This is a genomic window from Luedemannella flava (genome assembly GCF_039528515.1).
GTDB lineage: Bacteria > Actinomycetota > Actinomycetes > Mycobacteriales > Micromonosporaceae > Luedemannella > Luedemannella flava.
In genome coordinates, this window is the sequence record NZ_BAAALT010000001.1 from 28868 (window position 1) to 49470 (window position 20603).

Below are 20603 nucleotides of genomic sequence, written 5' to 3' on the forward strand. Positions count from 1 at the left end.
TGTCCACTGTGGCCGTGTCCCGTCCCGCCCTGCTCGCGGCGCTGTCGATGCTCGGCGCGGCCGCGCTGTGGGGCGTCATCGGCGGCACGGTCGCCGGCCTCGACGTCGGTGGCGCGGCGGCCGCCTCGGCGGTCGAGCTGGTCACGGGCGTGGTGCTCACCGGGCTCGCGGCGGCGGCCGGGCACCGCCCGCGCGCGGTCCTGGCGGCACTCGGCGGGCGGCGGCGCGCCCTGCTCGGCGCGGTCGTGGCGGTCAACGTGCTCTGCTACTACGTCGCGCTTCAGCTCGCCCCGGTCGGTCCGGTGATGGCGGTGCACCTGCTCGCGCCGGTGCTGCTGACGGTGGCGGCGCTGGTGCGCGGGCGGCGCCGGCTCACGCCCGTACGGGCGCTGTCGCTGGCCATGGTGTGCACGGCGCTGCTGGTCATCGCGGCGGGGCCGGCGGACCGGGACGCGTACCCGTACGCGGTCGTGGGGCTGGCGTTGAGCCTGGTGAGCGCCGGGTGCCTCGCCGTGTTCGTCACGACCGTGAGCCGCTCCGCGAACGACGCGCCGCCCATCGCCGCCGCCGGGCTGCAGATGTTCGTCTCCGGGCTGCTCCTCGCCCCCGCGCTGGCGCAGTTCCGGGCGTACCCCCAGGATTTTCTGATCTTGATTTTGCTCGGCCTGGCGGTGTTCGCGCCGGCCTGCTGGCTGTACTGGTACGCGATGCGGCGGCTGACGCCGATCGTCGCGAGCACGGTCCTGCTGACCGAACCGCTGTTCGGGCCGCCGGCCGCTGCCCTGCTCTACGCGGCCACGCCGGACGCGGCGCAGGTCGCGGCGATGGCGCTCGTGCTCGTGGCGACATACCTGGAACTCGTCGCCACGACCTGAGCCGTTCGGGCGCGCCGGCCATCCGCACCCGGCACGATGAAACGCGGGGGGTCAGGGCCATGGCAGACGCGACCGACGTCAAGGTGCTCGACGGCAACACCTTCATGGTGACCGATTCCCGCGGTGACATCGAGGCGTCGGCGGCCGAGGCCCGGGGCCTGTTCGCCTTCGACACCCGGTTCCTGTCCCGGTGGGTGCTGACCGTGGACGGCCAGCGGCTGCGGCCGCTCTCCGTCGACCGCCAGCAGTATTTCCAGACCCGGTTCTTCCTGGTCCCGGACACCGGGTCGGTGTACGTCGACGCGAAGCTCATGGTGATCCGTGAGCGGGCCGTGGGGGACGGCTTCCGGGAGGAGCTGACCATCCTCAACCACGCCCACGATGCGGTGGAGCTCACCGTGCGCGTCGAGGCGGACAGCGACTTCGCCGACCTGTTCGAGGTCAAGGACGCGGTGGCGAAGAAGGGCGATTACTTCCGTCGGGTGGAGCGGGGCGGCCTCGTGCTGGGCTACACGCGCGAGACGTACAGCCGGGAGACGAAGGTGTCCGCCAGCGAGCCGGCGCGGGTCGACGAGGCGGGCCTGACGTTCACCACCCGCATCGAACCGGCCGGCCAGTGGTCGCTGGACCTCGAGGTGGTGATCTCCTGGCGGCGTGACGAGAAGGCGTCGGGGCGGCCCAAGTACGAGCGGTGCCGCACGCGCGCCCGGCCGGACATGGAGCGCAGCCTGGAGGAGTGGATCAACGCGGCGCCCCGCCTGGAGTGCGACGGGGACCCGCTGCGCGCCACGTACCGGCGCAGCCTCGTCGACCTCGCCGCGCTGCGCTTCTGGCCGCCGGCCACCCGCGGGCGCAGCATGCCCGCGGCCGGGCTGCCCTGGTTCATGGCGATGTTCGGGCGGGACAGCATCTTCACCAGCCTGCAGACGCTGCCGTTCGTCCCCGAGCTGGCCGCCACGACCCTGCGCGCACTCGCGATGCAGCAGGGCACCAAGGTCGACGACTTCCGGGAGGAGGACCCGGGCCGCATCCTGCACGAGCTGCGCTACGGCGAGACGGTGGTGTTCGGGGAGCGCCCGCACTCGCCCTACTACGGCACCGCGGACGCCACCCCGCTGTACGTCGTGCTGCTCGACGAGTACGAGCGCTGGACGGGCGACACCAAACTGGTCCGGGACCTGGAGCAGCACGCCCGCGCGGCGCTGAACTGGATCGACGGGTACGCGGACCTGATGGGCAACGGGTATCTCGCCTGGCGGCGGCGCAACGAGGCGACCGGCCTGGTGAACCAGTGCTGGAAGGACTCGTGGGACTCCATCTCGTACTCCGACGGGCGGCTGCCCGGCCCTACCCGCGCCACCTGCGAGCTGCAGGGGTACGCGTACGACGCCAAGGTGCGCGGCGCCCGGCTGGCGCGGCTGGTGTGGAAGGACCCGGCGTACTCCGATCTGCTGGACAAGCAGGCCGCCGAGCTCAAGCGCCGGTTCAACCGGGACTACTGGATCAAGGACGGCGAGTACTACGCTGTCGCGCTGGACTCCGACGGCAGCCGGATCGACTCGCTGACGTCGAACATCGGGCATCTGCTGTGGAGCGGCATCGTCGACAAGTCCAAGGCCGCGGCGGTGGCGGGGCACCTGCTCGGCCCGCGGCTGTTCACCGGCTGGGGCGTGCGGACGCTGGCGGAGGGGGAGCTGCGCTTCAACCCGATCGGCTACCACACGGGCACGGTGTGGCCGTTCGACAACTCGTTCATCGCCTGGGGGCTGCGCCGCTACGGCTTCCGGGCGGAGGCGGCCCGGGTCGCCGGGGGCATCCTGGACGCGGCGGTATTCTTCGACGGCCAGTTGCCGGAGGCTTTCGGCGGCTATCCGCGAAGTCTGACCAACTTTCCCATCGAGTACCCCACGGCGTGCAGCCCGCAGGCGTGGTCGACCGGCGCTCCGATGCTGCTGCTACGCACCATGTTGGGGCTGGAACCGATCGGCGAGCACCTCATCGTCGACCCGGCCCTGCCTGACAGCATCGGCCACCTGGCGCTGCTCAACATTCCCGGCCGGTGGGGCACGATCGACGCCTTCGGGCGCGGTCAGGTGGCGTCGGCCTGAGCGCCGATCTCGTCGATCCCACGTACGGACAGTAATCGCGGCTGCGCAACCCGACCGCTGCCGACCTGGACGGGCCGTGGTCGGGCCTACGGGTTACGGCCCTCGGTCAGGCCGGCGTCGCGGGCGATCACCACGGCCTGAACCCGGTCCGTGGCGTGCAGCTTGCTCAGCACGCTGGAGATGTGGTTGCGCACCGTCTTGGGGCTGAGGAACAGCGTACGGGCGATCTCGTTGGTGCCCCGGCCGGCGACCAGCTGCTCCAGGATCTCGCGCTCGCGGCTGGACAGCTCGGGCAGCGGTGCCGGGGCCGCGCCGGCGACGTTGGCGAGCAGCCGCTGCGCCACCGGCGCCCCGAACAGCGCCTCGCCCCGGGCCACCGCGCGGATCGCGTCCGTGATCTGGTCGTTCGTCGCGCCCTTGAGAAGGTACCCACGGGCGCCGGACCGGACGGCCGCGAACAGCGACTCGTCGTCGTCGTGCATGGTCAGCACGAGCACGGCCACCTCCGGGCAGGCGTCGGTGATCTGGCGCGTCGCGCCCGCCCCGTCGAGCCCAGGCAGCCCCAGGTCCATGACCACGACGTCCGGGCGCTGGTCGAGGGTGAGCGCGACGGCCTCCTTGCCGTCGCGCGCCGTGCCCACGAGCAGCATGTCCGGGGCTGCCGCGAGCACGGCCCGCAGCCCTTCCAGGACGATGGGATGGTCGTCGGCGACCGTCACGCGCAGCGCCGGCGTACCGCCGGGGTCGGTCATGGCGGCGGCCCGGGTGTGGTGATCGGCAGGGCGACGAGGACGAGCGTGCCGCCCCGCGCGCGGGGCGTCGCGCTGCACGAGCCGCCCAGCTCGGCGGCGCGCTCCCGCATGGCCGAGGTGCCCACGCCCGAGGCCGTGGCGGGGTCCAGCCCCACGCCGTCGTCGCTGACCTGGATCACCAGGCGGCCCGGCGTCCGGCGCATGCGGACCCGGCAGGTGCTCGCCCCGGCGTGACGCACCGTGTTGGTGATCGCCTCGACGCTGATCCGCAGGGCCGCGACCTCGACCGCCGCCGGCAGCCCGGTGAGCTGCTCCTCGATCACGTCGAGGCGCACCTCGGGGCTCGTCGGCGCCTCGCCGGTGAGCCGCGCGGCCTGCGCCTCGATCGCGGCGACGAGGCCGCGTTCGTCCAGCGCGGGCGGGCGCAGGCCGTGCACCACCCGGCGCACCTCGGCCGTGCACTCCACCAGCTCGCTCTCGACGGTGGCGAGCAGCTCCCCGGTGCGCGCCACCTCGCCGGTGCGCAGCAGCGTACGGGCGACGCCCAGCTGCATCGCCATCCCGGCCAGCGTCGGGCCCACCCCGTCGTGCAGGTCCCGGCGCAACCGGCGGCGCTCCTCCTCACGGCCGATCACGAGCCGCTCCCGGGCGTGCTGAAGGTCGAGGTTCAGGCGCAGCGCGTGGGCGGCCGCGCCGGCGTTGCGGGCGAGGTCGCTCAGCGCCGCCAGCTCGGCGCGGGTGAAGCCCTCCTCCGGGGACCGGGTGCCCACGCGCAGTTCACCGACGGTCTCGCCGCGGTACGTCAGGGGCAGGCTCACGTGGGCGCGGTTGCCCGGCGTGCCGTACTCGGCGGCCGGTTCGGGGTTGCCGGGCCAGCAGATCGCCACGTACGGGACCTTGAGCGCCGCGCCGATGGTGCCCACCACGACGGGCAGCACGTCGGCGGGGGCCAGGTTGCCCTCCAGCAGCAGCCCGAGGCGCGACATCGTGGCGTACGCGTCGTGGCGCTCGCCGTAGACGAGCCGGTCGGCGGCGGCCCGCAGCCTCGTGTACAGCGGCAGCGCGACGACGGCCACGATAGCGGCGGCCACGATGTTGTACGAGTGACCGCCCGGCACGTGGCCCGCCGCCGCCACGACGCCGGCGAAGATGGCCAGCAGGGCGAGGGTGAGCGTGCCGTAGAGCAGGGCGCGGTGCACCACGAGGTCGATGTCGTACAGGCCGTACCAGGCGATCGCGACGAACACCGCGGCCGGCAGCACGAAGGCCGCGACGAGCCAGCCGCCCGGGAAGCCGTGCTCGGACACCGCGTCCGCGACCATGACGACCATCAGCAGCAGCACCGCCCCGAACGTCCACCACAGGATGCGCCGCTGCCGGCCGGTCTCCCGCGCGATCCGCAGCGCCATGCTCACCACGGCCGGCAGTACCGCCGCCGTCACCAGCACCACGCCGACGGCGGCCACCGGTAGCCCCGGCGAGCTCAGGGTCGGGTCGCCGGTCAGGACCTTGTCCATGAACGCGCACGGCTCGGCGAACGCCGCCACCGCGATGCCGGCCGTGGACACGGCGCCGCCCACGACGGTCACCCAGACGAGCGGCCGCCAGCGCTTCGACAGCGGGCTCCCGGTGGGGAAGAGCAGCGCCATCAGCGGCAGGAACAGCAGGCGGGGCGGCCACCAGCTCCACGCCCGCACCCAGCAGAGGACGGGCACGGCCGCCCAGGCGGCCGCCGCGACGCTCACCGCCGACAGGGCCCCGAAGCCGAGGAACAGCCAGCCCACGACGTTGCGCGGCGCGTACGCCACCATCCGGACGCCGAGCAGCGGGCCGGCGATCGCCAGCGCCCAGTCGGCCAGCTCCGCGGCCGTGTTCCCCGCGCCGCGATCGGGGCCCAGCAGGCCCACGACGACCAGGCCCCCGGACACCACGGCGATGGCCCGGGACACCGCGAGCGTACGGGTGCCGGCCACGTCCGCCGGGCGGACCGGGGCCACTGTGGACGGTGGCCGCCGGACCGGGCCCCTGACGCGAACCCGGTCCGGCGCCACCTCCTTCCTCAGGTTCATCTGCAGCCGAACAGCCTTCGCAGCATCCGGCGCCAGCACGAGTCCCTACCCAACCCGCACGTGCGCTCCGGGTCGTCCGGGTCGATCACGTCGCCCCCGCACCACACCACGTACGCCGCCCGGATGGTGACGTCGTCGGGGCGGGTCACGGGCTTGCGATGACCCCGCGGGTGCAGCTCGCACTCCTCGACGTCGCCGTCGGGGACGCAGTCGAGCACCGTCTTGTACCACGCATGCAGATCCTCCGATGACATCTGCGCCGGTGGCTTCGACTTTGAAATGGCAAGGATGGCCGTACCCAGAAGGGCTTCGGCGTCATTTGTCTGGTTCATTCCAACAGTATCCGGCGGTCAACGTGGCCGTGTGGCCGTCGGGAATCCCGGCGGGACCGGCCGGGACTCGCGCCCAGAGACGGCGGGACACCGGCGACCCGATCGTGGAGTCATCCAGGAGTTCCGAGGTCCGTCGAGGAGGAAGCGATGAAGACCTCACCCGAACAGCTCGTCGCCGCCCGCGCGGAAGCCCTGTTCACGAGCGACATCCCGACCGGTGCCCGGCCGTCCGAGGGCCAGGCGACCGCGGCCATCCAGCGCTCCGTCCGCACGCTGCGCGGCGTGCACGGCTGCGCGGTCGAGGTCGCCGGCGCCTACGGCGACTGCCCGGAGACGGCCGTCGCGCGCATGCGCTGGGCCCGCGACCTCGCGGTCCGGCTCTCCACCCACGCCGGAAGGGCGGTGGCACCGTGCTGCACCCGATGACGGTCCGTGTCCTGCGTCAACCGACCCGCGGTCGGGTCGCACGCCCGTCAGGAGCGCCGCGGGCCGCCACGGTCGGCCTCCACCGGTGTCGCGAGGCGCCGCTGTGGCTCTGGCTGTGGCTGCTGTGACGCGCGCACCCACCGCCCGCGGCCCGCCCCGACGGCCGTCGCCTCAACCGTTCGCGTCACATCACCACCACATCAGGAGACACCTCATGAACGCACGAACCATCCGTCGCCGGGTCCTCGGCAGCGCGTTGGCCGCCACCTTCGCCGTCGGCGGGTTCGTCCCCGTCGCCGCCACGTCGGCCTCGGCGGCGCCGGCGACCAGTGTCCGGTCCACGGCCTACGCCAGCGGGACCTGGCACTTCTACACCACGTTCGAGAGCTACTCGGACTGCCTTGCCTGGCGCCAGATCTGGGACAGCTGGGGCTACCGGGGCTACTGCACGCAGAACAACATCCCTGACTTCTGGGACCTGTACCTGCGCTACTGAGGATGAGGACGCGGTGGGTGGGCCACGGTCCACCCACCGCGTCGACATTCCTAAAGTTCGCGAAAAATGTTGTCGTCATGTCAATCGTGCAAATACCGCGCACCGGGCATTAACTCGTCCAGGCTGGTGGAGACCGTCGTATCTGACTCGCGTTGAAAGGAGCTGAGTCATACATGCAGCTAGAACTCACCAGGACCGAGGTCGCCGCGGAGCTGGACCTGTGGCTGGAGGATGACACGACCGCCGAACAGCTGCCGCCCATCGCCAGCACCGCGCCCCAGTGGACAGCCGGTTGCGGCGGCTGCTACGGCTGCTCGGGCTGCTACGGCTGTTACAGCTGCGGCTACTCCACCACCTGCGTCTAGGAGTGGGGCCGGGGCCGTCGGGAACGACGGCCCCGGCGCTGTCCGTCACGCGAGCGCGGACTCCCGTCGCCTCAGGTTGGCCGCGGCCCGTCCGAGCATGCGACCGTTCAGCCGGACGAGCCGGCTGCGCGGCACGAACCGCGTCATCATCCGCATCAACCGGCCGGGAATGTGCATCGGACGGTGCCTGCCGAAGGCCGCCAGGGTCTCCCGGACGGCGGCCGCCGCCGGCCGCGGGCGGATCGGGAGGTCGGCGCGGTCGAGGCCGAACGTCTCGATGATGGGGGTGTCCACATTGCCGGGCAGCATGACCATCACGTTGACCTTGGCGGGCGCGAGCTCGTAGTGCAGTGCCTCGCCCAGGTTGAGCACGTACGCCCTGGCCGCGCTCTCGTGCGCCATGTTCGGCAGCCCGTGCACCGCGCCGAGGGCCGACACGAGCAGGACACCACCGCCGCCGCGGGCCACGAAGCGGCGTCCGAACCCGTACGAGAGTTCCATGTGGGTCGTGGTGTTGAGGGTGAGCCGCCGGTGCAGGTCCTTGAGTTCCTGGTCCAGGAACAGGCCCGGATGACCGCCGCCGGCATTGGACACCAGGAGGCCGACGTCGAGGTCCGCGCACGCGGCCAACACGGTCCGGGCGCCGTCGGGGGAGCTGAGATCGGCGGTCACGACCCGGTATGCGACGCCATGGTCGCGACGCAGGTCGGCACCGAGCGACGTGAGCCGCTCGGTGGAGCGCGCCACGAGCACCACGTTCACCGCGGACGCGGCGAGGTGCTCCGCGAACGCCCGGCCGATGCCGGACGAGGCGCCCGTGACAACGGCCCACGGTCCGTACGAACTGATCGGGCCGCGACGATCTCCTCGCCTTCCTGCTCGTCACGCATGCCGAACAGGGTGCGCAGGCGGTCCGGCTCGCGACCGACGGCACGCAGGCGCCGACCGGGCGGCTGCGGTCGATGCTCGGCGCGCTCGTCGAGTTCCTCGGCCACCATCCGGGCATGTGCGCGGGACTGCTCGGCGCGCTCGGCGGCGCCGGCCGGCTCCGGGAGGTCCTGACGGCCAACGACGCCTGGATCGCGGGCCCGCTGCGTGAGGTGCTCATCGAAGGGCGGGCGACCCGCGAATTCGCGGTGGCCGACGCGGCCGACGCGGCCAACGCGATCCTCGGCGCCATGCTGCTGGCGGTGCTCGGTCGCTCGATGACCGGCGCGGACACGACCGACGCGGCCTTCCGCCGACGGGTCACCGAGCAGCTCGTACGTGGTGTTCTGGCCTGAGGCCGGGAACAGGTGAAGGCCGCGGGCTCCGTAGCCTGGTGGCGTGACGACGGTGCGGGAGACGATCAGTGCCGCCCTCGCCGGGGTGGTCCGCTACGAACCCGCGCTGGACGCGCTGACCGTCGCACCCGCGACCGAGGTCGACGCGGCGATCATCGAGATCCTGCATGACGCGTTGGCCACGCTCTGGCGACGCGGTTGGCAGCCCGTCGAACTGCACCGGGTCGTCGGCCGTCGCGGCCACGCGAAGCACGCCCACCTGCTGAAGGACGCCATCGCCGCGTACATGGCCGGGTTCGCGCCGGCCGCCGTCGACGAGCGCTGGCAGGCGCAACTGGACGAGCTGCGCGCGTACGCACCGCAGGACTACCTACGGGAGTTCGGCCGCAGTGGGCGCCTCGAGCGGGTGGAGGTGGTGGACACGGCGCTGACGCTGCTCGCCATCCTGTCCGAGCTGCCGCCCATCGAGCTGCTCGTCCCCCCGCCGGGCACCGCCCGCCGGTCCCGCGCCCGCGCGTCCGGGGCGGTCCACCGGGGCGGCACCCGCCTGCTGGACAGGGTGCGCGGCCTGCTCGCCAAGGCCGAGTCGACCGACTACCCGGCCGAGGCGGAGGCGTACACCGCCAAGGCCCAGGAGCTCATCACCCGCTACAGCCTCGACGAGGCGCTGCTGGAGGCGCGGGCCGGTGACGCGGTGGTCCCGCTCGCGCGGCGGATCGGCGTCGACCATCCGTACGAGGCCGAGAAGGCCGCCCTGCTGGACGCCGTCGCGGCGGCCAACCGCTGCTACGCGGTGTGGTCGCCGGAGCTGGGGTTCGCGACGGTGTTCGGGTTCGACGCCGACATCGACGCGGTCGAGGTGCTGCACACCTCCCTCCTGGTGCAGGCGCACCACGCGATGGCCCGGAGCGAGCCGCCGGGCGGCAAGGCGGGCCGCGCGCGGCTGCGGGCGTACCGGCAGTCGTTCCTGGTGGCGTTCGCGGTGCGCATCGGCGAGCGGTTCGCCGCCGCCGCCGGGGCCACCCTGGCCGAGGCTGTGCGCGGCGTCGGGACGGCCGACCTGCTGCCGGTGCTGGCGTCCCGCGACGAGCAGGTCCGCGAGTCCCTGCGCAAGGTCTTCCCCCGCACCACCCGGGGCCGGGGCACCCGCGTCGACAGCGTCGAGGGCTGGGAGTCCGGCCGGGCCGCCGCCGACCGGGCCGCCCTGCACGCACCCGGCCGGCGCTAGGCTCTGCGGTGATGTCGCAGGGGGAACGCCGGCCGGCAGCCGATGACGCGGACCGGGTCGCCGCGTCACTGGGCGAGTGGATCGACGCCGCGTCGTTCGCCGACCGGGACGCCGACCAGGTCACCGGCCTGCTGGTGGACGCGGTGGTCGAGTGGGGCCGCACGCGGCACTGGCGGGTCTACCGCCGGGCGCCCAGCGTCGTGCCGCTGCCCGCCCCGTACTCTGACCGGTTCTCGGTGGTCGACGTCGGCATCGCCCGGGCGGGCGCCGCGCCGATCGTCGTCGAGGTGGACAGCTCCGACCGCCAGCGCACGCTCGACAAGCTGGTCGCCGAGGCGCGGGCCGGCCGGGTCGCGCTGTGGGTCCGCTGGGGGCGCGGCCCGTTCCGCCCGCCGCCACCGCCCGTACGCCTGGTCACCTGCGTGGTCACCAGCCGTCGGGACCCGGCCACCGGGCGCCGGCTGCACTCGTCCCGGTCCGATCGACTGCCCGCGCCCCAGCACAGCGACGTGGACCTCGACGCCGCCGAACAGGGCGACCTGTTCGGCGGCGAACAGTGATGAGTTGTCGCGCCCGCGCAACGACCGGTTCCCGCGGCTCGGCCTGCCGGAGCGCCTGCCGGCGCACGGCACGGAGTCGTAACCGCACGTACGATGCAGGGCGAACGCGACATTCGTCGAGATCTACTGGTAGGCCACCCCATGGGCATCTTCCGTCGACGCGGCAAGGACCTGTTCACGATCCCCGAGCAGGTCCCCTCCACACCGGTGACGACCTCCGGCGACTTCCGGCTGGTCGTCGGCGACTGCTTCTTCATCACCGGCCGCGGCGTGGTGGTCACCGGCACGGTCGAGTCGGGCGCGGTCGGCATCGGCGACCGGGTGACCCTGGAGCGGGACGGCCGGGCGGTTCGTGTCCTTGAGATCAGCGGGATCGAGCGCTCCCGGACAACGATGAGCCGTGCCGCAGCCGGCGAGACGGTCGGGCTCCTGATCCGCGGCACGGCCAAGAAAGAGATCGTCCCAGGCGATGTCCTCCGCACCTGACGCGGACGCTACCGGCGGAACGTCACCGGCGTCGCCCTCAGCTCCACGAAGCCTTCGGTGGTGCCGCGGAGCAGCTCGGTCGCCTCGGTCAGCTGGTCCAGCGTCGGCTGTTGTGGTGTGGCGCGGCCTTCCTCGGCCAGGTATGCGGCCGTGGCGGCGACGAGCGTCTCGTACGCGGTCACGCCCTGTTCGAACTCGGCGACGAGCGCGTCGTGTGCCCGGCCGAGGTCGTGGCCCGGTGTGCCGTAGGGCAGGGCGCGCTGCAGTCCGGCCGCGCGTCGGGCGAGGTCCCGCAGGTCCCTTTCGGCCACCGCCGCCTGCGTCGCGGCCGTCGCCGCCGGCCCTTCCCGCGGCATCGGCAGGTCCGCCAGGATGTCAACGGCCCGGTCAAGTCGCCGCCAGCCCGGGGTGACCGCGGTGTTGCGCACGTGCCGGGTGTTGCCGTGGCGCCGTAGTTGGGTGAGCACGTCCCGGCCACCCGGGACCGCCCCGACCCATTCCTCGATCCGGAGCCGGGTCCGATGAGCGACCGTCGTGGGATCCGCGACGGGCGGCACGGGCTGTCCGGCCAACGCGCGGTAGTCCGCCCAGCGCCAGCCGGCCAGGACGACCGCGCCGCCCGCGGCGGCGGCCCACGCGCCATCGATCACACTCAGACCGGCGTACGGCGTGAGCACGGTCGCGGCGCCGGTGAGCACGCCGGCCAGGACACTCCACCTGCGCGTAGCACGGCGCAACCGCCGCAGTCGCCGGCAGTAACGAGCGCGCTCGTCGAACATGGCGCCCTCCTGCCCGATAGTCCGGTTGAGGAACGAGATCCATGCTGGTCCCAGCCTTGAGCATAAGTCGGGCAGGCGCGGCAATGAGGTGCTACGTCAACACATCGTCATCGCGTGGACGGGCGGCGCCGTACAGGAGCGCCCCGCCGGTCATGCATGCCAGGCCGGCGGCGAGCAGAAACGTGTTCGGACCGACCGCCGCCGCGGCAAGGGGCGCGAGCGCCCTGGTGGCCGTGATCGGGGTGGTCATGGTCGCGGCGATCGTGGCGTAGCGGGCGGTACCGTACCGGTCGGCGAGGATGGCGGGGCGGGCGATGGTCGCGACGCCGAAGCCGAGCCCGAAGCCGGTCACGCAGATCGCGGCGCCGACCGTGGAGCGGCCGAGGTACGGCAGGGCGAGCACGCTGACCGCCTGCAGGGCGAAGACGGCGGCGGTGATGGTGGTCATGCCGAGCCGGCGGGCGGCGTGGGTGGTGACGAGCCGGCCGGTGACCGACAGGACGCCGAGCATCCCGGCCAGGGTCGCGGCGGCGGTGGGAGAGTGGCCGATGCCGCGCAGATAGACGATGAGGAGTACGCCGACGGCGGCGACGCCGGCGGCCTGGGCGACAAATCCGCCGGCGAGCAGCCACCACGACCCGTCACGCAACACCGCCCAGGACCGGCGGGCGTGGGGATCGCGTCGCGCGGCCGGTCGCGTGCGGGCCGGGACGACGATGGCGTGCGCGGGGATCGTGGTGGCGAGTAGGGCGCCGAGCACGACCAGGGTCGTCCGCCACCCGAGATGGTGCAGGAGCACGCCGGTCAGGGGCAGGAAGATGCTGGACGCGAACCCGGCCAGGACCGTGACGGCGAGCAGGGCCCGGGAGCGGGCGTGCGCCGGGGTGGTGGCGATGATGACGGCGAACGCGGCCTCGTAGAGGCTGGCGGCGCTGGCGAGTCCGATGATGACGAACGTCGCGTACAGCTGCCATACCTGGTCGACCAGCGACCAGGTGAGCACCGCGACGACGCCGAGGACGGCGCCGAAGGTCATGAGGGTCCGGCCGCCGTGGCGGTCCAACCACCGTCCGACGGGGACAGCCGCGACCGCGCTGACGAGCACGGACGTGGTGAGCGCCCCGGTCACGGTGGCGGTGGAGGTGTGCAGGTCGGCGGCCATCGGGGTGATGAGGACGGCGAAGGCGTAGTAGAGCACGCCGTACCCGATGGTCTGGGTGAGCGCGAGCGTGACGACCAGCGCTCGCGCGCGACGGGGGGGGGCGNCCGTCGGGGTGGTCAGTTGCAGCACCCGCCGTCCGTGCCCGTTCCGGCCTGGACCAGCGGCAGGGACAGCAACCCGCCACGGACTCCCGTGGCCAGCCCGCGTCCCGCCCCGGCGGGTGCCGGAGCCGTGCCGCAGCACCCGCCGCCGCTGTCCTGCTCGTCGAACGCGAGGTCGGAGGAGCAGACGCCGGTCTCGGGGAGGTCCAGCTGGACGTCACGGGCGGCGGTCCAGTCGCCGGCCAACGCGGCGACCACGGACCGGGCCTGCTCGTACCCCGTGGCGAGGAGGAAGGTCGGCGCCCGCCCGTAGGACTTGGCGCCGACGGCGTAGTAGCCGGGCTCGGGATGGGCGAGCTCGTCGACACCGTGCGGAGGCACGGTGCCGCAGGAGTGCTCGTTCGGGTCGATCAGCGGGGCCAGCGTCCGCGTGGCGCCCAGGATCGGGTCGAGGTCCAGGCGGAGCTCCTCGGCGATGCGGAAGTCGGGTCGCGCGCCGGTCGCGTTGACGATCACATCGGCGGCGACCTTGCGGCCGTCGGCCGAGACCACCGCGTCGGCGGTGACCTCGTCGACGAAGAACCCCGTGTGTACGGTGACGGCTCCGGCGTCCACGAGGGCCTTGACCCGGGTGCCGATCGCGCCGCGGGCGGGCAGGGCATCGGCGTCGCCGCCGCCGTAGGCGCGGGACGGGCTCGGCGCCCGCACGATCCAGTGCACGCTGGTGCCCGGCTCCGCCTGGGCCAGTTCGGCCAGCGAAAGGAGGGTGCCCATCGCGGAGTAACCGGCGCCGACCACGGCGACCTGCCGGCCGGCGAACCGCGCGCGCAGCGTGCCGAGCACGTCGGGCATGCCGTCGAAGATCCGCCCGGCCGACCGCGCGTCAACCTCGCCCCGGGCGGGCAGCCCGTTGCCGCCGAGCGGGTTGGCGGTGCGCCACGTTCCGGAGGCGTCGATGACCGCGGACGCGACCAGCCGCGACCCGTCGGACAGGTGGACCACGAACGGGACCTTCTCCCGCCCGGCGGTGCGGACCTTGTCGAACCCCTGCCGCCCGATCGCCGTCACGCCCACCCCGAAGCGCAGGTTCGGCGCGACGGCGGGGTGCGCGGCCAGCGGCGCGAGGTACCCACTGATCAGCTCACCACCCGTGGGGAGCGCCTCGGGGTCCGGTGCCGACCAGCCCGTTGCCTCCAGCAGCGCCCGTGCGGCCGCGTCGATGTTGAACCGCCACGGCGAGAAGATGCGCACGTGCGCCCAGTCCCGCACCGACGCGGCGACCTGCTCGCCCGCCTCGACAACGACGAAGTCGAGGCCCCGGGTGGCCAGGTGCGCGGCGGCGGCCATCCCCACCGGCCCTGCGCCGATCACCAGGACCGGCAGCGGTTGATCGCTCATGGTCTGTCCTTCCCCATCCGTACGACTGTTTTGAAAAGTATGGAATCAACGAGGTTCAGCGTCACTCTTATTTTGGTGTTTGTCAAATCAGTCCTGGCCGGCGACGGCGCTGCGTCGCTCGAGCAGGACGACGTCACGCCAGGCGCCGTGATGGCGGCCCACCGCCCGGCGGGTGCCGACGACCCGGAACCCGGCCCGCTCATGCAGGCGGAGGCTCGCGGTGTTCTCCGGGAACACGCCGGACTGGATGGTCCAGATCCCGGCGGCCTCGGTCGACGCGATCAGCGCCGCCATCAACGCGGCACCGACGCCCCGGCCCCGCACGGTCGGGTCGACGTAGACGGAGTGCTCCACGACCCCGCGGTACACCGCGCGGGCCGACACCGGCGAGACCGCGACCCAGCCCACGACCCGCCCGCCGAGGAGCGCGACGTGCCGGTGCTCCGGGAGCCTGCCCGCGTCGAACGCCTCCCACGTCGGGGCGTCCGTCTCGAAACTGGCCTGCCCTCCGTCGAGACCGGCCTGGTAGATGGACAGGACCTGCCCGGCGTCACCGCCCTCCATCGCCCGGACCACGAGGGCGTCCGGATTCTGTGTCATGAGCACGCTCCCGGGGTGCCTGGCGCGGGCCGGCCCATCACGACGTCCGCGGCCGACGGGAAACGATCGACGCACCTGCTGTTGACGCGGTAGTGGCGGGCACTGCCGACGGGCTCGACCAGGACGAAACCGACCGCGGTGAGGATTTTCAGGTGCTGCGACACGGTCGACTGCGCCAACCCCATCGCCGCCACGATCTGCCCCACGCTCATCGGCTCCCCGTGACGGGCCAGAAGCTCCACCAGCTGTACCCGTGATCCGTCCGCCAGCGCGCGGAACCACGAGGCGTACTCGTCGGCTCTGTCCCGATCCAGCAGTTCCATGGTCGTCCCAACATCATCGCTAATCGCCGATTACCGATGATACTCGGTCGTCACCGGCAGCACCCGGCGCCCGAGGCGACCGCCTCGGCCTTCGCGGCCGCACCGCAGCACCCGCCGGACGCGACCGCCTCGGCTGTAGTGCCGCAGCACGTCGACTCCTGCGCGACGGGGGCGGCCCCATCGGCGGTCGCGCTCCCGCAGCATCCCTGGGTCGAGGGCGGGCTGATCACCTTCGCCGGGTCCCCGCTCTGGGTGCTCGATGTCTTGTTGATCATTGTCGACTCCTTGTCTTGATGATTTTCGAATCAGCTACCACGAGCTTGCACCCTGATTCGAAGTCTGTCAACCTAGGGGCATGTCGAAGCAACTCGTCGTCCTGGGCGCCGCCGAGGGCGTGTGCTGCTCGCCCATCGCTGAGCAGGCGCTCGACGCCGAGCACGCCGCCGACCTGGCCCGCATGTTCAAGGCCCTCGGCGACCCCATCCGCCTACGCCTGCTCTCCCGGATCACGTCCGCGTCCGCCGGGGAGATCTGCGTGTGTGACCTGACCAGCGGCGAGTTCGACGTGTCCGGGCCGACCATCTCCCATCACCTCAAGGTGCTCCGGGAGGCGGGCCTCATCGCCGGCGACCGCCGCGGCACCTGGGTCTACTACCGACCCGTGCCGGCCAACCTCCGCCAGCTCGCCGCCCTGCTCGACACCGCGGCCCTGCCGGACGCCTGAGCTGCGTCCTGCGGATACCTGGCGGGCCAACTCGTCGATGACGTCCCGCACAACCAGGTACTCGAACGTCGCGCCCGACGAGTCCAGCAACGGGCGGGCCGCCACGCACCGCGGGTCGTCCTGGTACGCCCGCAGCGCCTCGTCCGACGGGAACCACACCACGTGAACCTCGACCAGACCCTCAACCGAACGTAGCCGTCGCTCGATGCGAGCGCCGTAATGGCCCAACACGGGCAGCACCTCGGCCTCGTAGCGCTGGAAGTCGGCCGCACCGGGCGGCGGCACCCGGACGATGCACGTCAGCGTCAGCGGCGTCACGCCCACAGCATTCCAGATCTCGAACGGCGCCGTCGTTGGGCGGATCTTCACCCGTTGGGCCCACCGATGCGTCGCCGCCGCGTTGACACCCGGGCGTTAACTCATCAATAATTGACTCAATCTTTCTTGAGGTAATTGCCCACTCGGCAAAGAGGAGGCGCCCGTGACCGACCTGACCGCCGGATTCGACCTCACGATGGATCAGCAGGTGGCGCTACGCACCGCGGCCACGCGGTTGGGTGCGGAGTTCGCCGACGTGTACGGTCCGGAGACGATCGAACGTTTCCTGTACGCCAGTTACGACCAGTTCGCCGACCGCAGCAGCATCGCCAAGTTCCTGCCGTTGCTGGCCGAGCGCTTCGCCCGGCAACGACTCGGCGCGCTCGCCAAGGTCGAGGGCCGTCGCGACGACGGCCGCCCGGTCGTGCTGTTCCTGTGTGTGCACAACGCCGGCCGGAGCCAGATGGCGTTGGGCTTCTTCCAGCACCTGGCCGGCGACGCGGCGGTCGGCTGGTCGGGGGGCTCCGAGCCCGGGATCGAGGTCAACCCCTCGGCCGTGGCGGCGATGGCTGAGCGCGGCATCGACATCACCACCAAGTACCCCAAGCCGTGGACCGACGAGGTGGTGCGCGCCGCCGACGTCGTCGTCAGCATGGGCTGCGGTGACGCGTGCCCGATCTTTCCCGGCAAGCGCTACCTGAACTGGGAACTCGACGACCCGGCCGGTCAGGACGTCGAGCACGTCCGACCGATCCGCGATGAGATCGAGCGCAGGGTGCGCGGCCTGCTCGCCGATCTCGGTGTCCCCTCGGTGAACATCAGGTGACCCTCCTTAACGTGACCGACACCGGCGCGACCCAGGCCAACGTGTCCAACCACCTGCGGGTCCTGCGCCGGGCGGGCATGATCGTGCTTGAGCCGCGCGGCCGCTACACCTACTACCGTCTCGTTCCCGAGACGCTGGAGGGCGCCGCCCGACAGCTGACGGACCTCGCGGCCCGGGCGCGGGCGACCGCGGCGACCTCGAGGCCGTGCTGATGGGCGCGGCGACCTGGCGGCGCGCGGTGGCCGAGTTCATCGGCACACTGCTTCTCGTCGCGATCGTGGTGGGCTCCGGCATCATGGCCACCCAGCTGTCCGACGACATCGGGATCCAGCTGCTGGCAAACTCGACCGCCACCGCACTCGGCCTGCCCGTCCTGATCCTGATGTGCGGCCCGGTGTCCGGAGCGCACTTCAACCCGGTGGTCTCGCTCGCCGACTGGTGGCTGGGGCGCCGCAGCGGGCACGGACTCACGCCGCGCCAGCTCAGCCTGTACGTACCCGCACAGGTGAGCGGCGCTATCGGGGGAGCGGTCCTGGCCAACCTGATGTTCGGCCTGCCCGCCGTGACCTGGTCACAGCACGAACGCGCCGCCACCGGCCTGTGGCTCGGGGAGGTCGTCGCGACCGCCGGACTGATCCTGCTCGTGTTCGCACTCGCCCGGTCCGGACGCGCCAACGTGGCCCCGGCCGCGGTCGGCGCCTACATCGGTGCGGCGTACTGGTTCACCTCGTCGACGTCGTTCGCCAATCCCGCCGTCAGCATCGGCCGCGCGTTCACCGACACCTTCGCCGGAATCGCGCCCGCCTCCCTCGTCGGCTTCATTCCTGCCCAGATCCTCGGACTTCTGGTCGGCGTCGCCCTGCTCGCCGTCCTGTACCCGCACGCTGGCGAAGCCGCCGACCTCGTGACGGTCCCGCACGACACCGCCGCGAGCTCATCCACTCCTGTTACCTGAAGGGATCAATTCGATGTCTGACAAGCCCAGCGTCCTGTTCGTCTGCGTCCACAACGCCGGCCGGTCGCAGATGGCCGCCGGCTGGCTCCGCCACTTCGGCGCGGACGCGGTCGAGGTGCGTTCCGCCGGCTCCGCCCCCGCCGACCAGATCAACCCGGTCGCGGTGGCGGCGATGGCCGAGGCCGGCATCGACATCACCGGGAACACCCCCAAGCTCCTCGACTACGACACCGCGTACGCCTCCGACGTGATCATCACGATGGGCTGCGGCGATGCCTGCCCCGTGTTCCCCGGCAAGCGTTACGAGGACTGGAAGCTCGACGACCCGGCCGGCCAGGGTATCGAAGCCGTCCGAGGAATCCGCGACGAGATCCGCGACCGCGTCCAGCGGCTTGTATCCGAACTTCTGCCGTCGACCGGCGCTTGACATCGACAGAACACTCATTGAGCGTTGAGTTAATGAGCGGGGCCAGAACTCTCGACGAGCGGGCGGCGATCCACGCTGCCCTGGGTGACCCGGCCCGTCTGGCCATCGTCGACATGCTCGTCCTCGGCGACGCGTCGCCGGGAGAGGTCGCCCACAACCTGGCTCTGCCCACCAATCTCGTCGCCCACCATCTCAACGTCCTCCAGGACGCTGGGCTGATCGTGCGCACCACCTCTGAAGGCGACCGCCGCCGCACCTACGTACACCTCCTGCCCGACACCCTGGCCGGCCTACTGGTGCCACAGGGTCATCCGGCGGCGCGGGTGGTGTTCGTGTGCACCCACAACTCCGCCCGCTCGCAACTCGCCGCGGCGCTGTGGGCGCAGCAGAGCGCCGTGCCGGCGGCGTCCGCGGGCACCCAACCGGCAGCACGCGTGCATCCGCGGGCGGTGCGTGTCGCGCGGCGCCACGGGTTGACCGTCGAGCCCACCGGCACTCGTCACGTCGCCGACGTGCTGCGCAGCGGCGACCTTGTCATCGCGGTCTGCGACAACGCGCACGAACGGCTCCCCGAAGGCGCCCGCGCCCTGCACTGGTCGGTGCCGGACCCCGTTCGCGACGACACCGACGCCGCGTTCGAAGCCGCGTACGCCGACATCGCAGCCCGCATCAGCCGGATCGCGCCACTCGTGACCGCGCCCACCGCCGCATAGGGCCGCCCCGAGGGTGGGCGAATGCCCGCCGCCGTGCAGGTCACCAGCTTGGACGCCCGTGGGGACGCCCAAGCTGGTGCTGCCACGACCGGTCAGGTCACGGGCTTGAACAGCTGACCGAACTCGGCGCCGCCGCGGAGCTGCCGTTCGCGACGTACCCGAAGGTGGCGGACCCGCTGGCGGGGAGAGTGCCGTTGTACGGCGCGTTCCGCACGCTGACCGCGCCGCTCGTGCCCGTGTTCACCCCGTTCCACAGGCTGGTGATGCTCTGCCCGCCGGGCAGCGTCATCCGCACGGTCCAGCCGTTGAGGGTCGATGTGCCGCCGTTGCGGACCGTCACCTCGGCCTGCAGGCCGCCGCTCCAGCTGTTGACCAGCCGGTACGCCGCGGAGCAACCGGTCGTCTGACCAGGCGGCGTGCTGGTGGGCGCGCCGGAGCTCGGCGCCGCGGAGTTCGGCCTCGTGCTGGTCGGGGGCGCGCTGGTGCGCGTCGTCGTGGGGGCCCCGGACGTGGGCGTGGTGCCGTCGGTGATGCTGCGCGGCACCGACCGCAGCGCGTTGTCCCAGACCGTGGCCATCTTGGCGTACCCGCCGGCGTTGGGGTGCACGCCGTCGGCCAGGTCGGAGAGCGTCAATGCGGGGTACATGTCCACGAAGTGCACCCGCTTGCCCGCGCTCACCTTGCTCTGCACGATCCCCGGAATCGCCGCGTTGAACGTGCGTACCTGCGAGTCGGCGCCCGACCGCGGGATGATCGTCGACACGAAGACCTCGGCGTCCGGGGCCGTCGTGGTGATGCGGTCGATGAGCGTCGACAGCCGCTGCGGCGCGCCGGACGAGCCGCCGAACATGTCGTTGGTGCCGATGTGCAGCAGTACGGTGCGGGGCGTGGTGGCCCGCAGCCAGTTCACCACGCTCGCGTCGATCTGCGCGATGGTCCAGCCGGAGTGGCCCTCGTGGTCGTGGTCACCGAGGTTGCTCGGGCCGTTGAACATCGAGCCGACGAAGTCGATGCGGTAGCCGCCGGCCACGAGCTTCTGCCACAGGTTGATCCGGTAGCCGCCGGGCACGTTCAGGCCGTCCGTGATCGAGTCGCCCAGCGGCATGACGCGCACGCCGCCGTTCGACTCGGCGCTGGCCGGGCCGATGGCCAGCAGCGTGCCTGCTACGGCCAGCGCGGCGGCACATCCCGCAGCGAGCAGGCCCTTCACTTTTCGCATGGCGTCCTCCTGGGCACATCATTGTTCCGCCAAGGGTCACCAGTGATGTTTGTCGATGCATGCGAAATGTGTCGCTAC

27 protein-coding genes are annotated in these 20603 nt (G+C 72.3%); 16 read left to right on the plus strand and 11 right to left on the minus strand.

All coding sequences use genetic code 11. The features are described from left to right. Window positions 1–8 precede the first annotated feature (8 nt). Window positions 9–875, plus strand: a complete 867-nt coding sequence (locus tag ABD211_RS00135) for a DMT family transporter (RefSeq protein WP_344124927.1) — start codon at window positions 9–11, stop codon at window positions 873–875. 59 nt (window positions 876–934) lie between these two features. Then, entirely contained in the window at window positions 935–2983 is a 2049-nt protein-coding gene (locus tag ABD211_RS00140; RefSeq protein ID WP_344124928.1) for an amylo-alpha-1,6-glucosidase, read from the plus strand. Between the two features lie 86 nt (window positions 2984–3069). Here the strand turns inward: ABD211_RS00140 and ABD211_RS00145 are convergent, their stop codons facing one another. The 3 genes from ABD211_RS00145 to ABD211_RS00155 form a co-directional block, all read right to left on the minus strand. Next, window positions 3070–3735, minus strand: a complete 666-nt coding sequence (locus tag ABD211_RS00145; RefSeq protein WP_344124929.1) for a response regulator transcription factor — start codon at window positions 3733–3735, stop codon at window positions 3070–3072. Beyond that, window positions 3732–5732, minus strand: a complete 2001-nt coding sequence (locus tag ABD211_RS00150) for a sensor histidine kinase (protein WP_344124930.1) — start codon at window positions 5730–5732, stop codon at window positions 3732–3734. The genes ABD211_RS00145 and ABD211_RS00150 overlap by 4 nt, the downstream gene beginning before the upstream one ends. A gap of 68 nt (window positions 5733–5800) precedes the next feature. Next, on the minus strand, window positions 5801–6058 hold the full coding sequence (locus ABD211_RS00155; RefSeq protein WP_344124931.1) for a hypothetical protein: 258 nt from the start codon (window positions 6056–6058) through the stop codon (window positions 5801–5803). A 225-nt stretch (window positions 6059–6283) separates the two neighbouring features. Between ABD211_RS00155 and ABD211_RS00160 the strand changes: the two genes are divergently transcribed. The 3 genes from ABD211_RS00160 (at window position 6284) to ABD211_RS00170 (ending at window position 7423) form a co-directional block, all read left to right on the plus strand. Next, the gene (locus ABD211_RS00160) at window positions 6284–6562 is read left to right on the plus strand and encodes a hypothetical protein (RefSeq protein WP_344124932.1); all 279 of its coding nucleotides are present in this window, start codon (window positions 6284–6286) and stop codon (window positions 6560–6562) included. A 214-nt stretch (window positions 6563–6776) separates the two neighbouring features. Beyond that, on the plus strand, window positions 6777–7058 hold the full coding sequence (locus tag ABD211_RS00165; RefSeq protein ID WP_344124933.1) for a hypothetical protein: 282 nt from the start codon (window positions 6777–6779) through the stop codon (window positions 7056–7058). A 173-nt stretch (window positions 7059–7231) separates the two neighbouring features. Then, window positions 7232–7423 carry a hypothetical protein gene (locus ABD211_RS00170; RefSeq protein WP_344124934.1) on the plus strand — a complete coding sequence of 64 codons (192 nt, stop codon included), beginning with the start codon at window positions 7232–7234 and terminating at the stop codon, window positions 7421–7423. A 45-nt stretch (window positions 7424–7468) separates the two neighbouring features. Here the strand turns inward: ABD211_RS00170 and ABD211_RS00175 are convergent, their stop codons facing one another. After that, window positions 7469–8272, minus strand: coding sequence for an SDR family NAD(P)-dependent oxidoreductase (locus ABD211_RS00175; RefSeq protein ID WP_344124959.1), 804 nt, complete (start codon window positions 8270–8272; stop codon window positions 7469–7471). Window positions 8273–8385: 113 nt separating this feature from the next. Between ABD211_RS00175 and ABD211_RS00180 the strand changes: the two genes are divergently transcribed. The 4 genes from ABD211_RS00180 (at window position 8386) to ABD211_RS00195 (ending at window position 10980) form a co-directional block, all read left to right on the plus strand. After that, window positions 8386–8706, plus strand: a complete 321-nt coding sequence (locus ABD211_RS00180; RefSeq protein WP_344124935.1) for a hypothetical protein — start codon at window positions 8386–8388, stop codon at window positions 8704–8706. Window positions 8707–8749: 43 nt separating this feature from the next. Continuing rightward, window positions 8750–9934 (plus strand): DUF2786 domain-containing protein, encoded by a 1185-nt coding sequence (locus ABD211_RS00185; protein WP_344124936.1) that lies wholly within the window; start codon window positions 8750–8752, stop codon window positions 9932–9934. An 11-nt stretch (window positions 9935–9945) separates the two neighbouring features. Further along, complete coding sequence (locus ABD211_RS00190) at window positions 9946–10494, plus strand: hypothetical protein (RefSeq protein ID WP_344124937.1); 549 nt, start codon at window positions 9946–9948, stop codon at window positions 10492–10494. Between the two features lie 141 nt (window positions 10495–10635). Beyond that, entirely contained in the window at window positions 10636–10980 is a 345-nt protein-coding gene (locus tag ABD211_RS00195; protein ID WP_344124938.1) for an EF-Tu/IF-2/RF-3 family GTPase, read from the plus strand. Between the two features lie 8 nt (window positions 10981–10988). Here ABD211_RS00195 and pspM read toward each other — a convergent pair whose 3' ends face one another. From pspM to ABD211_RS00225, 6 genes are all read right to left on the minus strand, one after another. Next, on the minus strand, window positions 10989–11759 hold the full coding sequence (gene pspM / locus ABD211_RS00200; protein ID WP_344124939.1) for a phage shock envelope stress response protein PspM: 771 nt from the start codon (window positions 11757–11759) through the stop codon (window positions 10989–10991). A gap of 91 nt (window positions 11760–11850) precedes the next feature. After that, complete coding sequence (locus ABD211_RS00205) at window positions 11851–13050, minus strand: MFS transporter (protein ID WP_344124940.1); 1200 nt, start codon at window positions 13048–13050, stop codon at window positions 11851–11853. Next, window positions 13038–14420, minus strand: a complete 1383-nt coding sequence (locus ABD211_RS00210; protein WP_344124941.1) for an FAD-dependent oxidoreductase — start codon at window positions 14418–14420, stop codon at window positions 13038–13040. The genes ABD211_RS00205 and ABD211_RS00210 overlap by 13 nt, the downstream gene beginning before the upstream one ends. 87 nt (window positions 14421–14507) lie before the next feature. After that, window positions 14508–15020 (minus strand): GNAT family N-acetyltransferase, encoded by a 513-nt coding sequence (locus ABD211_RS00215; protein ID WP_344124942.1) that lies wholly within the window; start codon window positions 15018–15020, stop codon window positions 14508–14510. Next, entirely contained in the window at window positions 15017–15343 is a 327-nt protein-coding gene (locus ABD211_RS00220; protein ID WP_344124943.1) for an ArsR/SmtB family transcription factor, read from the minus strand. Before ABD211_RS00220 ends, ABD211_RS00215 begins: the two co-directional genes overlap by 4 nt. Before the next feature lie 50 nt (window positions 15344–15393). Then, the gene (locus ABD211_RS00225; RefSeq protein ID WP_344124944.1) at window positions 15394–15618 is read right to left on the minus strand and encodes a hypothetical protein; all 225 of its coding nucleotides are present in this window, start codon (window positions 15616–15618) and stop codon (window positions 15394–15396) included. A gap of 80 nt (window positions 15619–15698) precedes the next feature. Between ABD211_RS00225 and ABD211_RS00230 the strand changes: the two genes are divergently transcribed. The 7 genes from ABD211_RS00230 to ABD211_RS00260 all read left to right on the plus strand — a co-directional run bounded on the left by ABD211_RS00230 (window position 15699) and on the right by ABD211_RS00260 (window position 19306). Then, the gene (locus tag ABD211_RS00230; protein ID WP_344124945.1) at window positions 15699–16067 is read left to right on the plus strand and encodes an ArsR/SmtB family transcription factor; all 369 of its coding nucleotides are present in this window, start codon (window positions 15699–15701) and stop codon (window positions 16065–16067) included. A 37-nt stretch (window positions 16068–16104) separates the two neighbouring features. Next, complete coding sequence (locus tag ABD211_RS00235; RefSeq protein WP_344124946.1) at window positions 16105–16233, plus strand: hypothetical protein; 129 nt, start codon at window positions 16105–16107, stop codon at window positions 16231–16233. A gap of 315 nt (window positions 16234–16548) precedes the next feature. Beyond that, window positions 16549–17211, plus strand: coding sequence for an arsenate reductase ArsC (locus ABD211_RS00240; RefSeq protein ID WP_344124947.1), 663 nt, complete (start codon window positions 16549–16551; stop codon window positions 17209–17211). 11 nt (window positions 17212–17222) lie between these two features. Then, window positions 17223–17423: an ArsR/SmtB family transcription factor gene (locus ABD211_RS00245; protein WP_344124948.1), complete on the plus strand. Its 201-nt coding sequence runs from the start codon at window positions 17223–17225 to the stop codon at window positions 17421–17423. Further along, the gene (locus ABD211_RS00250; protein WP_344124949.1) at window positions 17423–18166 is read left to right on the plus strand and encodes an aquaporin; all 744 of its coding nucleotides are present in this window, start codon (window positions 17423–17425) and stop codon (window positions 18164–18166) included. Before ABD211_RS00245 ends, ABD211_RS00250 begins: the two co-directional genes overlap by 1 nt. 13 nt (window positions 18167–18179) lie before the next feature. After that, entirely contained in the window at window positions 18180–18593 is a 414-nt protein-coding gene (locus tag ABD211_RS00255; RefSeq protein WP_344124950.1) for an arsenate reductase ArsC, read from the plus strand. 32 nt (window positions 18594–18625) lie between these two features. Then, window positions 18626–19306: an arsenate reductase/protein-tyrosine-phosphatase family protein gene (locus tag ABD211_RS00260; RefSeq protein WP_344124951.1), complete on the plus strand. Its 681-nt coding sequence runs from the start codon at window positions 18626–18628 to the stop codon at window positions 19304–19306. 97 nt (window positions 19307–19403) lie between these two features. On the opposite strand, the gene ABD211_RS00265 is transcribed toward ABD211_RS00260, so the two are convergent. Beyond that, window positions 19404–20525, minus strand: a complete 1122-nt coding sequence (locus ABD211_RS00265; RefSeq protein ID WP_344124952.1) for a cellulose binding domain-containing protein — start codon at window positions 20523–20525, stop codon at window positions 19404–19406. Between the last annotated feature and the right edge of the window lie 78 nt (window positions 20526–20603).

Excerpts from the sequence above, each read along its gene's own strand:
- ABD211_RS00140 (WP_344124928.1), top strand. The coding sequence starts at position 935 with ATGGCAGACGCGACCGACGTCAAGGTGCTCGACGGCAACACCTTCATG.
- ABD211_RS00145 (WP_344124929.1), bottom strand. The coding sequence starts at position 3,735 with ATGACCGACCCCGGCGGTACGCCGGCGCTGCGCGTGACGGTCGCCGAC.
- ABD211_RS00155 (WP_344124931.1), bottom strand. The coding sequence starts at position 6,058 with ATGTCATCGGAGGATCTGCATGCGTGGTACAAGACGGTGCTCGACTGC.
- ABD211_RS00160 (WP_344124932.1), top strand. The coding sequence starts at position 6,284 with ATGAAGACCTCACCCGAACAGCTCGTCGCCGCCCGCGCGGAAGCCCTG.
- ABD211_RS00165 (WP_344124933.1), top strand. The coding sequence starts at position 6,777 with ATGAACGCACGAACCATCCGTCGCCGGGTCCTCGGCAGCGCGTTGGCC.
- ABD211_RS00170 (WP_344124934.1), top strand. The coding sequence starts at position 7,232 with ATGCAGCTAGAACTCACCAGGACCGAGGTCGCCGCGGAGCTGGACCTG.
- ABD211_RS00180 (WP_344124935.1), top strand. The coding sequence starts at position 8,386 with ATGCTCGGCGCGCTCGTCGAGTTCCTCGGCCACCATCCGGGCATGTGC.
- ABD211_RS00190 (WP_344124937.1), top strand. The coding sequence starts at position 9,946 with ATGTCGCAGGGGGAACGCCGGCCGGCAGCCGATGACGCGGACCGGGTC.
- ABD211_RS00195 (WP_344124938.1), top strand. The coding sequence starts at position 10,636 with ATGGGCATCTTCCGTCGACGCGGCAAGGACCTGTTCACGATCCCCGAG.
- pspM (WP_344124939.1), bottom strand. The coding sequence starts at position 11,759 with ATGTTCGACGAGCGCGCTCGTTACTGCCGGCGACTGCGGCGGTTGCGC.
- ABD211_RS00210 (WP_344124941.1), bottom strand. The coding sequence starts at position 14,420 with ATGAGCGATCAACCGCTGCCGGTCCTGGTGATCGGCGCAGGGCCGGTG.
- ABD211_RS00215 (WP_344124942.1), bottom strand. The coding sequence starts at position 15,020 with ATGACACAGAATCCGGACGCCCTCGTGGTCCGGGCGATGGAGGGCGGT.
- ABD211_RS00220 (WP_344124943.1), bottom strand. The coding sequence starts at position 15,343 with ATGGAACTGCTGGATCGGGACAGAGCCGACGAGTACGCCTCGTGGTTC.
- ABD211_RS00225 (WP_344124944.1), bottom strand. The coding sequence starts at position 15,618 with ATGATCAACAAGACATCGAGCACCCAGAGCGGGGACCCGGCGAAGGTG.
- ABD211_RS00230 (WP_344124945.1), top strand. The coding sequence starts at position 15,699 with ATGTCGAAGCAACTCGTCGTCCTGGGCGCCGCCGAGGGCGTGTGCTGC.
- ABD211_RS00235 (WP_344124946.1), top strand. The coding sequence starts at position 16,105 with ATGACGTCCCGCACAACCAGGTACTCGAACGTCGCGCCCGACGAGTCC.
- ABD211_RS00250 (WP_344124949.1), top strand. The coding sequence starts at position 17,423 with ATGGGCGCGGCGACCTGGCGGCGCGCGGTGGCCGAGTTCATCGGCACA.
- ABD211_RS00255 (WP_344124950.1), top strand. The coding sequence starts at position 18,180 with ATGTCTGACAAGCCCAGCGTCCTGTTCGTCTGCGTCCACAACGCCGGC.
- ABD211_RS00260 (WP_344124951.1), top strand. The coding sequence starts at position 18,626 with ATGAGCGGGGCCAGAACTCTCGACGAGCGGGCGGCGATCCACGCTGCC.
- ABD211_RS00265 (WP_344124952.1), bottom strand. The coding sequence starts at position 20,525 with ATGCGAAAAGTGAAGGGCCTGCTCGCTGCGGGATGTGCCGCCGCGCTG.